Source organism: Lentzea miocenica (genome assembly GCF_033949945.1).
GTDB lineage: Bacteria > Actinomycetota > Actinomycetes > Mycobacteriales > Pseudonocardiaceae > Lentzea > Lentzea miocenica.
The window spans coordinates 80,621-96,169 of the sequence record NZ_JAXAVW010000008.1; the positions used below are offsets into that span (position 1 = coordinate 80,621).

Below are 15,549 nucleotides of genomic sequence, written 5' to 3' on the forward strand. Positions count from 1 at the left end.
CTCTCAAGTTTTTTGTCGGTCCCGGATGCCAAGATCGGAGGTATGGCTACGCGACCCGAGTCCGAGGTGCTGGCAGGCCGTCCGTTCCCACTGGGGGCACACGCCGAAGCAGGCGGTGTCCGGTTCGCGGTGACCTCGCACGTCGCCGATGCGGTCGAGGTCTGTCTCATCGACGACGACGGGGCGGAGAAGCGGGTCGAACTGACCGAGCGGACCTTCGGCGTCTGGCACGGGCTGGTGCCGGGCGTCACGCCTGGCCAGCGGTACGGGTTCCGGGTGCACGGGCCGTACGACGCGGGGCGCGGACTGCGGTGCAACCCGGCGAAACTGCTGGTCGACCCGTACGCGCGGCAGATCACCGGCAGGATCACGGACCTCGAGGCGTCGCTCGGCTACGTGGGCGACCCGATGCACGGCCCGCCGTCGGCCGTCGACTCGCTCGGCAGCGTGCCCCTCAGCGTCGTCAGCTCACCGGGCGGCGCGGACACCGGCGTGAAGCCCGAGGTGCCGTTCGAAGAGGCGGTCATCTACGAGATGCACGTCAAGGGCTTCACGAAGAACCACCCGGACATCCCGGAGAAGCTGCGCGGCACGTACCTCGGGCTGGCGCACCCGGCGGCGATCGAGCACCTCTCCCGGCTCGGCGTCACCAGCGTCGAACTGCTGCCGGTCCAGGCGTTCCAGGACGAGCCGTCGCTGCTGAGCAGGGGCGCGAGCAACTACTGGGGCTACTCGCCGCTCGGCTACTGCGCACCGCACGCGGCGTATGCGAGCGAGCCCGGCAACGAGATCCAGGAGTTCCGGACGATGGTGGCCGCGATGCACGCGGCGAACATCGAGGTGCTGATCGACGTCGTCTACAACCACACCTGCGAGGGCGGGCCGGACGGGCCGACGCTCTGCTTCCGCGGCTACGACGCGCCGGGCTACTACCTGCACACGGGCGGTGGCAGCACCGTCGACATCACCGGCTGCGGCAACACGCTGGACGCCGGGTCGCCGCAGGTCGTGCGGCTGGTCACGGACTCGCTGCGGTACTGGGCGGACGAGATGGGCGTGGACGGGTTCCGGTTCGACCTCGCCTCCACGATGGGGCGACCGGGCGGCGGGTTCTTCGACCGCGACAGCGCCCTGCTGACCGCGATCACGACGGACCCGGTGCTGTGCCGGTCGAAGCTGATCGCCGAACCGTGGGACGCGACGGGCGACGGCTACCGCGTCGGTGACTTCGGCGTGCAGTGGGCCGAGTGGAACGGCCGTTATCGCGACACGGTCCGCGACTTCTGGCGCGGCCACACGTCCGTGCGCGACCTCGCGTACCGGCTCTCCGGGTCGTCAGATCTCTACGCGGACGACCTGCGCCGGCCGTGGCAGTCGATCAACTTCATCACCGCGCACGACGGGTTCACGTTGCGCGATCTGGTGTCGTACAACGACAAGCACAACGAGGAGAACGGCGAGGAGAACCGCGACGGCACGAACGACAACCGCTCGTGGAACTGCGGGGTCGAAGGCGAGACGACGGATCCCGAGGTCCTCACGCTGCGGGCCAAGCAGGCGCGGAACCTGCTCGCCACGCTGGTGCTGTCGACCGGCACGCCGATGATGACCGCGGGCGACGAGATGTGGCGCGGTCAGGGCGGCAACAACAACCCCTACTGCCTCGACAACGCGGTGTCGTGGGTCGACTGGACGGAGACCGACGCCGGCAACGCGCTCCTCGGGTTCACCCAGCGGCTGATCGACCTGCGCTCGTCGTCGCCGGCGCTGCGGCAGCCCGAGTTCTTCGAGGGCCGCACCACGCCCAGCGGCAACCCGGACCTGGTGTGGTTCCGGCCGGACGGGCAGGAGATGGCCGAGACCGACTGGTTCGACGAGGGCCGCCGCACGCTCGGGATGTTCATCGACGGCTCGAACTGCCTGTCACGCACGCGCGACGGCGAGCTGGTGTCGGACGACTCGTGGCTGTTGCTGATGCACGCCGGTGCGGACCCGATCACCGTGACGCTGCCGCACGAGCGCTACGGGCCGTCGTACGAGCCGTACCTGGACACCACGACGGCGGACGGCTCCCCCGCCGCCCCTGGCGCGTTCGGGCCCAAGGCGAAGCTGACGGTCGAGGGGCGCTCGCTGCTGTTGCTACGCGTGCCGCAGTGATCCGGGCGGCAGTGATCTGGGCAGGTCGATGTACTCGTGCGGATCCGCCGCCGCTGGGTCGATCATGAACTTCACGCTGTGCAGACCGAGTGCGTACCTGCCGCGCCTCGGGTCCCAGCGGCCGTACTCGGCCAGCGCCTGCCGCTTGCGCGCGAACTGCTTGTCCGACAACGGAAGCACGTAGTCGGCCGTCCGCTGGTCCTGCGGCCAGGTGTAGCCGTAGACCCAGTAGTAGCGGAAGTCGCGGATCTGGCCTTCCAGCCCTTCCGCCGCCTCACGGCACGCTTTGTGGGTCAGGTTCGCGTCGCCGGGCGGGTAGCCGTAGATCACGTCGCGGTAGCCGTTGACCAGCTTGTGCGAGGCGCCCGGATACCGCGCCTCGAACTCCAGGATCGTGCTCCTGACCTCCTGCACGAAACCGGCGTAGTCACCCCACGCGGCGTCCGGCCGGTCCCTGATCACCACCCGGTCGACGCCGAGGCGCTGGGCGGCGGCTTTGAACTCCGCGGTGCGTCCCCGGACGATGTCGTCCTGCACGAGGCCGAAGCCGTGTGAACCACCGCCGGGGCAGTCCTGCCCGAGCGGACAGTCCGCCGCGCCGTTCATGATGTCGAGCAGCCCGCCGTTCTCGCCGCGGGTGAGCAGCACCAGGATCACCTGCCGGCCGGCCTCCTTGTGTTCGCGGATCGAGCCGGCCATCGCGAGCGACTCGTCGTCCTGGTGCGGCGAGTAGAAGATCGCGGGCGGCGCGGCGGAGGCGTGTGCCGTGCCTGGTAGCAACGTTGCGGCGGCACCGAGTGCGAGCGCCTTCCGGCGACTGAGCTCCATGCTCTGCTGCGTACCGGGTCCCAGCAGGTGGACGCAACCACTGGTGAAGACCACAGACCAGGCAGTGGACGCTCTAGCCACTCTCCGAGTGCGTCTGGCAACATCACGGCTGTGGTCGTCTATTGCTGGACTGACCGCACGATCGACCTCTTGCTCGTGGCGTCGTGCGGGTGTAGCTCGACGCGACGCGTGCGCTGAGGCGCCCTGCGTCGCGTCTTGATCGCTACCCCGTACCGACGTGGCATCAGGAGCGAGTACGTGACTTCGACGTTCGCCGATCAAGATCAATTCGACCTGCACCCCGAGCTGGACGGCCGGCTGCTGCGGGACGTGATCCATCCGTCCCGTTCTCTGTGGACGCCGCGCGAGCTGCGCGATCTGACCTCCTTCGTGGCCGGCGAGCTGACCACCGGCCTGCTCTCGATCCTCGACTACTCGACCGAACGCCGCTGGTGGGCGCGGCTGGGACTGACCGAGGGCGTGGAGCTGTGGCTGCTGTCGTGGCTGCCCGGCCAGGGCACCGAGCCGCACGACCACGGTGGGTCGGCGGGGTCGTTCACCGTGCTGACGGGCTCGTTGCGGGAGGACTACCGCTACCCGGCCGGTCCGATCAGGTCCGCCGTCCGCGGCACCGGTGACGCGCTGGGCTTCGGCTCCGGGCGGGCGCACCAGGTGACGAACCCGTTCGAGGCGCCGGCCGCGACCGTGCACGCCTACTCGCCGCCGCTCGTGCCGACCCGCGAGTACGCGTCGCTGCTCGACATCCCCGACTCGATCCCGCCGCTGCCCGCACAGCGCCTCCCCCTGTCCGAGCTGCGTCAGCTGGCCGACCAGGAGGGCCCGTGAGCACCGTCGACACCATCCTCGAAGAGGCCAGGTCACACCTGAAGCGGCTCGAACCGCACGAGCTGCACCAGTTGGAGAACGCTCTCGTCGTGGACATCAGGCCGATCCACAACCGGCTGGCCGAGGGCGAGATCGAGAACTCCGTCGCGGTCGAGCGGATCGTGCTGGAGTGGCGGCTCGACCCGACCGGCGACTGGCGGCTGCCCGGCTTCACCGCGGACACCACCGTCGTCGTGGTCTGCAACGAGGGGTGGGCCTCGTCGCTCGCCGCCCGTGACCTGCAGCGGATCGGGCTCGCGAACGCCACTGACCTCGTCGGCGGGTACCGCAACTGGCGCGCGGCGGGGCTGCCGATCAGGGAGGGCGGCTCCCAGGCCGTTGTGTGATGTGCCCTGTGTGGCGTGCACTGGGTGAAGTGCGCGTGGAACCGCTGTCACGCCGGTAGCGTCTGGAGACCGTGACAGTTGTGCGCTGGGCCGTGACCGCTCTGGTCGTGGCCGGAACGATCGCCTGGACCCTTTCGGAGTTCTACCTCGGACTGGCAGGGGCCCTGGCCGGGCTGTTGCTGGAGATGGCGGTGGCCCAGGCAGGTCTGGCGCTCGGCGCCGTCCTCTTCGGACTCCGGGTCACGCACGTGATCATCGGTGTCGGCAGCGAGCTCAAGTCGTGGACCAGCGCGCATCGGCGGGTCGTGCTGCGGAACATCCCCGTGCTCGTCTCGATCGGCGTCTCCGGCCTCAAGCCCGGTGTGCGCAGGCGGACCGTCCTGGCCGCGGCGTTCGCGATCGTCCTCTGCGCGGCGGTGGCGGCGGCCACCTGGCTCGCGACCGGCGCGGCGTTCGGCAAGGGCATGGCACTGGCCGCGACGGCGGTCTTCCTGTTGCAACTCGTGCCGGTCCGCAAGACCGCCTACACGACCCTGGGCTGGTTCGCGTTCGCGCTGCCGGGGCTGACCGGACGGCCGCTCAGCGAACTGGAGGCGCGGCCGCAGGTCATGGCCGGCATGGACGCGTACCACCGCGGCGACGTCGACGAGGCCGAGCGGATCTACGAGGAGCTGGTGCGGGACCACCCCGACCTGCTCACCGTGGCCGGACTCAAGGTCATGATCACGTGCGCCCGCGAGAAGTACCTGGACGCGCTGCAGACGGTGGTCGGGCTGAGCGGGCGATCCGACATCGTCGAACGCGAGCTGGCGTCCATCATGGCCACCACGGCCGGGGTCGCGGTGTACGCGGTCGAGGCCGGGCAGTTCCCCGCCGAGGTCGGTCTGCAGACGGCGCGCAGCATGCTCGGCAACGCCTACGAGGCGGGCTATCCGAAGCACCGCGCGAACGGGACGCTGGCGATCATGGCGTTGCTGGAGGGCGACACGACGACGGCCAGGCAGCTCGCGGGCTACGCCGCGGAGTCGAGCGAGAGCGGGACGGACCGAGCTGACGACCTGATCACGATCGCACGGGCGTGGATGGCGGACGGCGACAACGCGAAGGCCCGCGAGCTCGCGGCCGAGGCGCACGAGCTCGCGGGCTGGCATCCGCGGGTGGCGGCGACCCGCGCCCGTCTGGAGATCAGCTGACCTGAGGAAGGTCGGCCGGTCCGGCTGGAAGATCAGCCGCACCGGCCGGAGATCAGCTCGACGGAGATCTCGGCGGATCAGCCGGGGAAACCGGGCGAATTGTTGCCGTTCCCGCCCGTGTTGCCGGCGCCGACGTTGTTGCCGCCGCCACCATTGCTGTTGCCGTTACCTCCGTTGTTGTTGTTTCCGACGTTGTTGCCATTGCCTCCGATGTTGCCCGATCCGGTGACGTTGCCGTTGCCGGGAGTCCAGGGGTTGTGCGACAGAGCGGTGATCGAGATGGGACCGACGAGCTGCGTGTCCAGCACATCCCGGCTCTGCGCGGGAGCGGCCTGTGCGGTGGACGCGAACAGGCCCATGCCTGCGAGTGCGACTCCGAGGACGATTGCTTTCTTGATCATCTGCAGTTTTTCCGATCTGAGAGCAGCGGATCGAGCAATCGCAGGTTAACCACACCTTCTGACCGAAAACGAATCAGTCGCACCATTGTGTGCATTCAGGAAAAGCACTTGAACTGCGGCAAATGGGTGACCGTGCAGGTGGTCACGGCTATTCCGCGTTGAACGGAATACTACGCACCGCACACAGGGAAAGGGCCCGTCACCGAGACCGGTGACGGGCCCTTTCCCACCCCGCGTGGAGATCAGCTGTTCTCGACCGGCAGCGGCAGGCCGGGGAGCGCCGGCAGGCCACCCGGAGGTGCCGGCAGACCGCACTTGCTCAGCAGGTCGGTGACGGTCTTCAGCAACGTGGTCAGCAATCCGGTGATCTTGCCGACGTCCGGCAGAGCGCCGCTGGCGGCGCCGAGGATCGTGCCGCCGAGGCCCGCGATGGTCGAGATCAGGTTCAGCACGACCGGCAGGCACTGGTCGACGGGGCCGCTGTACTCGACAGCCTTCGCGGGCAGCGGTACGCCGGGCACGCTCACGGGCGGTGTCGGGAGACACCCGGAACTCTGCAACGCGGTCACCAGACCGAGCAGATCACCGATCAACGGTGTCACGGCGCCGACGTTCGGAATGGGCAACAGGCTGCCGACGACTTTCGTGAGCTTCCCGGCGAGATCAGTCACGAGACCGGCGCAGGCGGCTGGGAGTTCTGGCGCGGCAGGCGTCGCACTGGCAGCCGGGACCGATGAAGCGGTGAACAGAGCTGCGACGAGCGAGAGTGCGGTAATCGTTTTCCTCACGGCTACCTTCTTCCTCAATGCGCAATTCATTGGAGCCGCGCCGGAAAAGCCATACGGAATTCTGGTGCGGTTCATTCCATGTGGCAGAGCGTATGCCTGCACACCAGCCCCTACCAGCGGAGATCGTGAATTCACCCACTCGAAAAAGGGCTCATTCGATTGAGGGAGGGCCTGAACCGGGTATGCGCCTGGAACAGGTCACGAGCAGTGAACAGGAAACAAAGAAGACGAACACATCAGGGCATCCAGCCCGCCGTTTGAAGGCGAACTGGATGCCCTGTGTCGATCTCGTAAAACGATCAACCAGCCAGAACGACCCTGCCAAGTTCCGCAGAAGTCGCCAACAGGCCGTGACGCGGCAGCACGCGCACGGTGTAGCCGAGCGCACCGGCGTGCGGCAGCGGCACCTCTGCCTCGTAGTTGCCGTTGCCCGCGTAGTTCATCGGCGCGGACACGATGTCCTTCAGCTCGTCGGAGTCGTGGGACACCTTGCCCAGCACGACCTGGACGTCCACTTCGGACGGCTCCAGCCCGGCCAGCTCGACCCGCGCCCGCACGATGACCGGCGCACCGAGCACCGGCACCGACGAACCGCCGAGCACCAGGTCGCTGTCGAGCACCCGCACCCGCGTCCACGACGCGCGCAGCCGGTGCCGGTACGCGGACAGCTCCTTCGCGCCGCGGTAGCCCTCACCGACGACTGTCTGCGCGGACGCGGCGGCCGGCGCGTAGTAGGTCTCGACGTACTCGCGGACCATGCGGGAGGCCTGCACGACCGGGCCGAGCGAGGCCAGCGTGTGCCGGACCATCGACATCCAGCGGGTCGGCACGCCGTCCTCACCGCGGTCGTAGAACAGCGGCGCGACCTGCGAGCCGAGCAGGTCGTACAGCGCGTTGGCCTCCAGGTCGTCCCGGCGGACCGGGTCGTTGACGCCGTCCGCGGTCGGGATCGCCCAGCCGTTGGACCCGTCGTAGAGCTCGTCCCACCAACCGTCACGAATGGACAGGTTGAGGCCACCGTTGAGGGCGGCCTTCATGCCGGACGTGCCGCACGCCTCGAGGGGACGCATCGGGTTGTTCAGCCACACGTCGCAGCCCCAGTACAGGTACCGGGCCATGGACATGTCGTAGTCCGGCAGGAACACGATCCGGTGCCGCACGCCTGCCTCGTCGGCGTAGCGCACGATCTGCTGGATCAACGCCTTGCCGCCGTCGTCGGCCGGGTGCGACTTGCCCGCGACCACGAGCTGCACGGGCCGTTCGGGGTGCAGGAGGAGGGACCGCAGCCTCTCCGGGTCGCGCAGCATGAGCGTGAGGCGCTTGTACGTCGGCACGCGCCGTGCGAACCCGACGGTCAGCACGTTCGGGTCGAACACGGAGTCCGTCCAGCCCAGCTCCAACGCCGACGCGCCGCGTTGCAGCCACGACTCCCGGAGCCGGCGCCGGACCTCGGTGACCAGCCGGCCGCGCAGGGTGCTGCGCAGCTCCCACAGGCCCGCGTCGGTGACCGGCTCGAACGCGCCGATGCCCAGGCCATGGCGACTGTCTACTGTGTCCGCCTCGGACGCGCCGAGCAGCTTGCTCATCTCGGTCGCGGCCCACGTCGGCCCGTGCACGCCGTTGGTGACCGACCCGATCGGCACCTCGGTGGTGTCGAAGCCCGGCCAAAGGCCGCGGAACATGTCCCGGCTGACCTCACCGTGCAGTTTGGACACGCCGTTCGCGCGCTGGGCGAGCCGCAGACCCATGTGGGCCATGTTGAACATGCCGGGGTTGTCCTCGGCACCGAGCGCGAGGATGCGCTGCGTGTTGACGCCGGGCACGAGGTTCTCGGCGCCGAAGTAGTGCTGGACCAGGTCGACGGGGAACCTGTCGATGCCGGCGGGCACGGGCGTGTGCGTGGTGAACACCGCACCGGCGCGTGCGGCCGTGAGCGCCTGGTCGAAGTCGAGCCCGTCGTTGGTGATGTACTCGCGGATCCGCTCGAGGCCGAGGAAGCCCGCGTGGCCCTCGTTCGTGTGGAAGACCTCGGGCTGCGCGTGCCCGGTGAGCTCGCAGAACGTCCGCACGGCCCGCACGCCGCCGATGCCGGCGAGGATCTCCTGCCGGATGCGGTGGTTCTGGTCGCCGCCGTAGAGCCGGTCGGTGACGCCGCGCAGGTCCTCGTCGTTCTGCTCCACGTCGGAGTCGAGCAGCAGCAACGGGATGCGCCCGACCTGCGCCTTCCAGATCTTCGCGCGCAACATCCGGTCGCCAGGCATGGCGACGTGGACGAGCAGCGGCAACCCGGACGGCTCGGTCAGCAACTCGAGCGGCAGCCCGCGCGGGTCGAGCACCGGGTAGTGCTCGATCTGCCAGCCGTCGAGCGACAGCGACTGCCGGAAGTACCCGGACCGGTAGAGCAGGCCGACCGCGATCAACGGCACGCCGAGGTCGCTGGCCGCCTTGAGGTGGTCGCCGGCGAGGATGCCGAGACCGCCCGAGTAGTTCGGCAGCGCCTCGTGCACGCCGAACTCCATCGAGAAGTACGCGACGCTGGTCGGCAACGGTGTGTCGGGTGCTCCGTGCTCGCGGCGCTGGACGATCTCCTCCTGACGCCGCTGGTACCACCGCGGCCCCTGGACGTACCGCTCCAGGTCACTCGCGAGCGCGTGGAGCTTGAGCAGGAACTGTTCGTCTCTGGCCAGCGACTCCAGCTTCCCCGCATCGACGACGGAGAGCAGGCGCAACGCGTCGCCACCCACCTCGGACCAGACGCGGGGGTCGATCGAGGCGAAGAGTTCCTGCGTGGGCGGATGCCACGTCCAGCGCAGGTTGGTGGCGAGCGTGCTCAGCGCGGACAGGGGCTCCGGCAGGCTGGCTCGGACGGTGAACCGGCGAAGTGCTCGCATGACGAGCGAACTTACCTGCCACCCCTGAGTGCCTGACAACGTTCCCGGTCACACCTGCAACGACTTGCAGAACCGGTCAAGACGGGGACGGCCCGTGAACAGCCGATACTGGACCCATGTCCGAATTGGCGCGGGAGTTCGTCGAGCACGTCCACGAGCGCGCCGCGGACCGCGACGGCCACCGCGAGTGCTGGCACGCGCGGCGAGATGACCCTGACCGTCGGCCTCGGGCCCGGCGTGGGGTTCGCGGTGTGGACGGACGCGTGGATCACTTCGGGCGGGGTCAACGAATCGCCTGTTGAGTACGAAACGGACGAAGGAGTCACCGGGGAGTTCCCGGTGGGCTGTGAGCATCCGATCGAGGTGGTCGTCGGGGTGCTGGAGCGGTTCGTCGAGCACGGGGACCGCTCCAGCGCCGTCGGATGGGAGCCGTTCAGCCCCGCTCCTCACCCGTGATCAGCAGCTTCTCGCCCTTCCCCGAGATCGTGAGCGTGTGCTCCTCGGTCGTGACCTTGTTCGTCTCGGCCTCGGTGAGCTCCAGCGCCGTCACGACCGTGAACGTGCCGTCCTCGGCGGGCGTCACCACCGGGTTGCCCTTGACGACGACCTTCGAGTAGGCCTTCCAGTACTCGTCGTCGGCGTAGTCCTGCGGCGCGTCGTCCGGATTCCAGTCCTGGCGCGCGGACGCCGGGTTCTTCGGCAGCTTCGCGTAGTGCTGCTTCACGAACGTGACGACCTGGGCCGGGGTGAACTTGGTCGCGGGCGGCTTCGTCGACGGCGGCGGGCTCGGCTTGGTCTGCGTCGGCTTGTTCGAGGTGGGCGCCGGGGTGTTCTGGGCCGGCTTCTCCGAGGTCTCCGCCGGGGTCTCGGACGTGGTGACCGGGGTCGAGCTGGGGTCGGCCGTGTTGTTCTCGCTCTTGTTGCCCTGGACGATCGCGTAGGCGATGCCGGCGATCAGGAGCACCGCGAGGATCGAGGCGGCGATCGCGAGGCCGCGGTTCTTCGAGGAGGGCTCGGGTTCGGGTTCGGGGTCCGGCAGCGGGACGGGCGGGCGCGTGCGCGGGGGTGGGGTGCGCGGGCCTTGCGTGCCCGGTCCCGAGGACGGCATCACGGCGGTGCCGGAGCGGGGTGGCGGGCCTGGTGGGATCACGCGCGTCACCGTGGCGACGGCGCCGGACGCGATCGCCTTCAGTTCCTGGGCCGCCTGGGTGGCGGTGGGGCGTTGCGACGGCTCGTTGGAGAGCATCCGCACCAGCAGGCCCGTCAGCGGGCCCGAGCGCACCGGCGGGCGGGTCTCGCCGCGGGCGACCTTGTAGAGCAGGCCCAGGTCGTTGGTGCTCTTGCCGAACGGCGGTTCGCCCTCGGTCATCGCGTAGATCGTCGCACCCAGCGAGAACATGTCCGACGGCGGCGCGGGGTCGGCACCGCGGGCGAGTTCGGGCGCGAGGTAGGCGGGCGTGCCGGCGAGCATGCCGGTCTTGGTCACCGCGACGTCGCCGAGGGCGCGCGAGATGCCGAAGTCAGTGATCTTGACGGCGCCGTCACGTCCAATGAGGACGTTGCCGGGCTTGATGTCGCGGTGCACGATGCCCGCCTCGTGCGCGGCGGCCAGCGCCGAGGCGGCCAATGAGCCGATCCTGGCGGCTTCCTGCGGAGGCAGCGGGCCGCGCTCGTCCAGGATCGCGGAGAGGTTCTTGGACGGCAGGTACTCCATGACCAGGCACGGTTTGCCGGCCTCGACCACGACGTCGTACACGGCGATCGCGTTCGGGTGCTGCAGGCGCGCGGCGATGCGGCCCTCGCGCATGGCGCGCTGGACGGCCTCGTGCGACTCGTGCGGCTGCACGTCGTTGAGGAGCAGCTGCTTGACCGCGACGTCCCGGTGCAGGAGCTCATCACGTGCGCGCCACACGACGCCCATCGCACCCGCACCCAACTGATCGAGCAGCACGTAGCGGTCGCCAAGCTTGTTCACGCGCGGCACGGTACCCGTAGCACCCTTGTAACACCGTGAGTTGAACGGGAAGGGTCCACTGGAGATGACGTGAAGTGCCCACATCGTGGCGAGAGACCCTGGACACATGCGGCGCTCAAGGTGTGCGATCGACATCGGCGGGGTACGGATCTAGATGGGGTAACCCGCTGTCAGACGGCTTGATCGAGCAAGGCAGGATTACGAAGCGACACGGAGTGACACGGCGGAAGGGCGCTGCCGGATGAGCGGACGACTCGGTATCGACGACGTATCCCCGGTGGTGTCGGCTGGTAGGTATCCAGCCAAAGCCGTTGTGGGAGAACACATCCCGGTGGAAGCCACGGTGTGGCGCGAGGGGCACGACAAACTCGCGGCGACAGTCTCGTGGCGCGGGCCGAAGGACCGAGTCGCCAGGCAGACCAGAATGCACGAGGTCGGCATCGGCCTCGATCGCTGGGGCGCGACCATCGTTCCGGACGCGGAAGGCGCGTGGACCTTCCGGATCGATGCGTGGAGTGACCCCTGGGGCACCTGGAACCACGCAGTTGAGGTGAAGATCGCGGCCGGGCAAGGTCCCGGTGATCTCGCGAATGATCTCGAAATGGGCGCGCTGCTACTCGATCGAGTGGCAAGGCGACCCGATCGAAGGCAAGAGCGAGCACTGCTCACTTCCGCGGCGACCGCACTCCGCGACGAAGACCGGCCGTTGAACGAACGCGTCGCGCCGGCCTTCGCCGACGACGTCCAGCGGATCATGTTCGAGCACCCCGTGCGCGAGCTGATCACCAAGGGCAAGACGCACAAGATCTGGTGCGACCGCAAGAAGGCCGCGTTCGGCTCCTGGTACGAGTTCTTCCCGCGCAGCACCGGCGGGATCGACGAGACCGGCCAGGCGGTGCACGGCACGTTCGCCACCGCGACCAAGGAACTCGACCGGGTCGCGGCGATGGGCTTCGACGTCGTCTACTTCCCGCCGATCCACCCGGTCGGCCGGGTGAACCGGAAGGGCCCCAACAACACACTCGTCGCGACGCCAGAGGACTGCGGCTCGCCGTGGGCCATCGGCGCGGACGAGGGCGGGCACGACGCCATCGCGCCGGAGCTCGGCACGATCGAGGACTTCGACGCGCTCGTGGAGCGTGCCCACCAGCTCGGCCTGGAAGTGGCGCTGGACTTCGCACTGCAGTGCGCGCCGGACCACCCGTGGGTGCTCAAGCACCCGGAGTGGTTCACCACCCGGCCGGACGGCACGATCGCGTACGCGGAGAACCCGCCCAAGAAGTACCAGGACATCTACCCGATCAACTTCGACCTCGACCCGCAGGGCCTCTACCACGAGGTGCTGCGCGTGGTCCTGTACTGGGCCGAGCACGGGGTGCGGATCTTCCGGGTCGACAACCCGCACACCAAGCCGCCGGACTTCTGGCAGTGGCTGATCTGGAAGGTGAAGGAGGTCTACCCGGACACGCTGTTCCTCGCGGAGGCCTTCACCCGGCCAGCCCGCCTCTACGGCCTGGCCAAGCTCGGGTTCACCCAGTCCTACACGTACTTCACGTGGCGGACGGGCAAGCAGGAGCTGATCGAGTTCGGTGAGGACGTCCGCGACCACTGGGACGAGGCGCGGCCGAACCTCTTCGTGAACACCCCGGACATCCTGCACGAGTCGCTGCAGCACGGCGGCCCGGCGATGTTCGGGCTTCGCGCGGCGCTCGCGGCCACGCTCTCCCCCACGTGGGGCGTGTACAGCGGCTACGAGCTGTTCGAGCACGAGGCCGTGAAGCCCGGCAGCGAGGAGTACCTCAACTCCGAGAAGTACCAGTTGCGGCCGCGCGACTACGCCCGTGCACTGGCGGACGGGCGAAGTCTCGAACCGTGGCTGCGCAAGCTCAACCACATCCGCAAGGCGCATCCCGCACTCCAGCAGATGCGCACGCTGAAGTTCCAGCACATCGAGAACGACGCGTTGGTCGCCTACTCCAAGCGTGACCCGGAGACCGGCGACACCGTCGTGGTCGTCGTCAGCCTCGACCCGCACAACGCGCAGGAGGGGACTCTCTACCTCGACCTGCCGGGGCTCGGGTTCGACTGGCACGAGCGCGTGATCGCGCACGACGAGGTCACCGGCGAGACCTGGGACTGGGGTCAGGCCAACTTCGTCCGCCTCGAGCCGTGGCGTGCCACCGCGCACGTCGTGAGCCTCCAGCGACGTTTTTCTTAGGGCGTGCGCTTCAGCCCGCTCAACCGCACAACCCCCGACGAGGTGGGAACCATGGCCGACGACTCCCGTCCCGACGCTGCACTCGGGTTGGAAGGAACACCGCACACCGGCGAAGCCATCGACGACGACGGCTTCCTGGTCGAACCGCAGGCAGAGGACTTCAAGTCAGCCAAACCGGCGTCGGCGAACCCGAGCTGGTTCAAGGGCGCCGTCTTCTACGAGGTCCTCGTCCGCGCGTTCAGCGACTCCAACGGCGACGGAACGGGTGACCTCAGAGGACTCGCCTCCCGACTCGACTACCTGGAGTGGCTCGGCGTCGACTGCCTCTGGCTGCCGCCGTTCTACGCGTCGCCGTTGCGCGACGGCGGGTACGACATCAGCGACTTCCGCGCGGTGCTGCCGGAGTTCGGCACCGTCGAGGACTTCGTGTACCTGCTGGAGGAGGCCCACCGGCGCGGGATCCGGGTGATCACCGACCTGGTGCTCAACCACACGTCCGACGCGCATCCGTGGTTCCAGGAGTCGCGGCAGAACCCGGACGGCCCGTACGGCGACTACTACGTGTGGAGCGACGACGACTCGCGCTACAGCGACGCGCGGATCATCTTCGTCGACACGGAGTCGTCGAACTGGACGTACGACCCGGTGCGCGGGCAGTTCTTCTGGCACCGCTTCTTCAGCCACCAGCCGGACCTCAACTACGAGAACCCGGAAGTGCAGGAGGCGATGCTCGACATCCTGCGGTTCTGGCTCGACCTGGGCATCGACGGGTTCCGCCTCGACGCCGTGCCGTACCTCTTCGAAGAGGAGGGCACGATCTGCGAGAACCTGCCGCGCACGCACGAGTTCCTGAAGAAGTGCCGCAAGGTCGTCGACGACGAGTTCCCCGGCAGGGTGCTGCTCGCCGAGGCGAACCAGTGGCCGTCGGACGTGGTCGAGTACTTCGGTGACCCGGAGATCGGCGGCGACGAGTGCCACATGGCGTTCCACTTCCCGCTGATGCCGCGCATCTTCATGGCGGTGCGGCGCGAGTCGCGGTTCCCGATCTCGGAGATCCTCGCGCAGACGCCGGCGATCCCCGAGAACGCCCAGTGGGGCATCTTCCTGCGCAACCACGACGAGCTCACGCTCGAGATGGTCACGGACGAAGAGCGCGACTACATGTACTCCGAGTACGCCAAAGACCCGCGGATGAAGGCGAACATCGGCATCCGCCGCCGCCTCGCCCCGTTGCTGGAGAACGACCGCAACCAGCACGAACTCTTCACCGCGATGCTGCTGTCCCTGCCCGGATCGCCCGTTCTCTACTACGGCGACGAGATCGGCATGGGCGACAACATCTGGCTGCAGGACCGCGACGCCGTCCGCACGCCGATGCAGTGGACCCCGGACCGCAACGCGGGCTTCTCGAGCTGCGACCCCGGCCGGATCTACCTGCCGGTGATCATGGACCCGGTCTACGGCTACCAGGGCCTGAACGTCGAGGCGCAGCTCAACAACACGTCGTCGCTGCTCAACTGGACCCGGCACATGATCGAGGTGCGCAAGCAGCACCACGCGTTCGCCGAGGGCGACTTCACCGAGCTGGGCGGGTCGAACCCGAGCGTGCTGGCGTTCAAGCGGCAGTGGAAGCGCCCGGACGGCCGCGAGGACATCGTGCTCTGCGTGAACAACCTGTCACGCTTCCCCCAACCCGTCGAGCTGGACCTCTCCGAGCACCGCGACTCCGCGCCCATGGAGCTCACCGGAGGTGTCAAATTCCCCGCGATCGGGGAACTCCCGTACCTGCTGACCCTTCCCGGTCACGGTTTCTACTGGTTCCAGCTGGTAGAGGCGGGCGACGACAGCGAGATGAGGTGAATCGCG

Annotated in this window: 12 protein-coding genes; 7 read left to right on the plus strand and 5 right to left on the minus strand. The window is 68.5% G+C overall.

All coding sequences use genetic code 11. The annotated features are described in order from the left end of the window. The first annotated feature begins 42 nt into the window (after positions 1-42). Complete coding sequence (glgX, locus tag SK803_RS11510) at positions 43-2,157, plus strand: glycogen debranching protein GlgX (protein WP_319965876.1); 2,115 nt, start codon at positions 43-45, stop codon at positions 2,155-2,157. Here glgX and SK803_RS11515 read toward each other — a convergent pair. Then, entirely contained in the window at positions 2,140-2,985 is an 846-nt protein-coding gene (locus SK803_RS11515) for a PIG-L deacetylase family protein (RefSeq protein ID WP_319965878.1), read from the minus strand. The genes glgX and SK803_RS11515 overlap by 18 nt on opposite strands. Positions 2,986-3,243: 258 nt before the next feature. Here SK803_RS11515 and SK803_RS11520 point away from each other — a divergent pair, with 258 nt between their 5' ends. The 3 genes from SK803_RS11520 (at position 3,244) to SK803_RS11530 (ending at position 5,410) form a co-directional block, all read left to right on the plus strand. Continuing rightward, positions 3,244-3,831 (plus strand): cysteine dioxygenase, encoded by a 588-nt coding sequence (locus tag SK803_RS11520; protein ID WP_319965880.1) that lies wholly within the window; start codon positions 3,244-3,246, stop codon positions 3,829-3,831. Next, entirely contained in the window at positions 3,828-4,217 is a 390-nt protein-coding gene (locus tag SK803_RS11525; protein WP_319965882.1) for a rhodanese-like domain-containing protein, read from the plus strand. Before SK803_RS11520 ends, SK803_RS11525 begins: the two co-directional genes overlap by 4 nt. Before the next feature lie 71 nt (positions 4,218-4,288). Next, a complete protein-coding gene (locus SK803_RS11530) occupies positions 4,289-5,410 on the plus strand; it encodes a tetratricopeptide repeat protein (RefSeq protein WP_319965884.1) in 1,122 nt (373 codons plus the stop codon). A gap of 77 nt (positions 5,411-5,487) precedes the next feature. Here the strand turns inward: SK803_RS11530 and SK803_RS11535 are convergent, their stop codons facing one another. From SK803_RS11535 to glgP, 3 genes are all read right to left on the minus strand, one after another. Further along, positions 5,488-5,811, minus strand: coding sequence for a hypothetical protein (locus tag SK803_RS11535; protein WP_319965885.1), 324 nt, complete (start codon positions 5,809-5,811; stop codon positions 5,488-5,490). 242 nt (positions 5,812-6,053) lie between these two features. Next, on the minus strand, positions 6,054-6,599 hold the full coding sequence (locus tag SK803_RS11540) for a hypothetical protein (protein ID WP_319965886.1): 546 nt from the start codon (positions 6,597-6,599) through the stop codon (positions 6,054-6,056). A 299-nt stretch (positions 6,600-6,898) separates the two neighbouring features. Beyond that, positions 6,899-9,490: an alpha-glucan family phosphorylase gene (glgP, locus tag SK803_RS11545; RefSeq protein WP_319965887.1), complete on the minus strand. Its 2,592-nt coding sequence runs from the start codon at positions 9,488-9,490 to the stop codon at positions 6,899-6,901. Between the two features lie 108 nt (positions 9,491-9,598). Between glgP and SK803_RS11550 the strand changes: the two genes are divergently transcribed. Continuing rightward, positions 9,599-9,946, plus strand: coding sequence for an Imm1 family immunity protein (locus tag SK803_RS11550; protein WP_319966083.1), 348 nt, complete (start codon positions 9,599-9,601; stop codon positions 9,944-9,946). Here the strand turns inward: SK803_RS11550 and SK803_RS11555 are convergent. Further along, entirely contained in the window at positions 9,924-11,465 is a 1,542-nt protein-coding gene (locus SK803_RS11555; protein WP_319965888.1) for a serine/threonine-protein kinase, read from the minus strand. The two genes, SK803_RS11550 and SK803_RS11555, sit on opposite strands and share 23 nt — an antisense overlap. Before the next feature lie 241 nt (positions 11,466-11,706). Between SK803_RS11555 and SK803_RS11560 the strand changes: the two genes are divergently transcribed. Together SK803_RS11560 and treS are read left to right on the plus strand one after the other, a co-directional pair. Beyond that, a complete protein-coding gene (locus SK803_RS11560) occupies positions 11,707-13,683 on the plus strand; it encodes an alpha-1,4-glucan--maltose-1-phosphate maltosyltransferase (protein ID WP_319965889.1) in 1,977 nt (658 codons plus the stop codon). Positions 13,684-13,734: 51 nt separating this feature from the next. After that, positions 13,735-15,543, plus strand: coding sequence for a maltose alpha-D-glucosyltransferase (treS, locus tag SK803_RS11565; protein WP_319965890.1), 1,809 nt, complete (start codon positions 13,735-13,737; stop codon positions 15,541-15,543). Positions 15,544-15,549 lie beyond the last annotated feature (6 nt).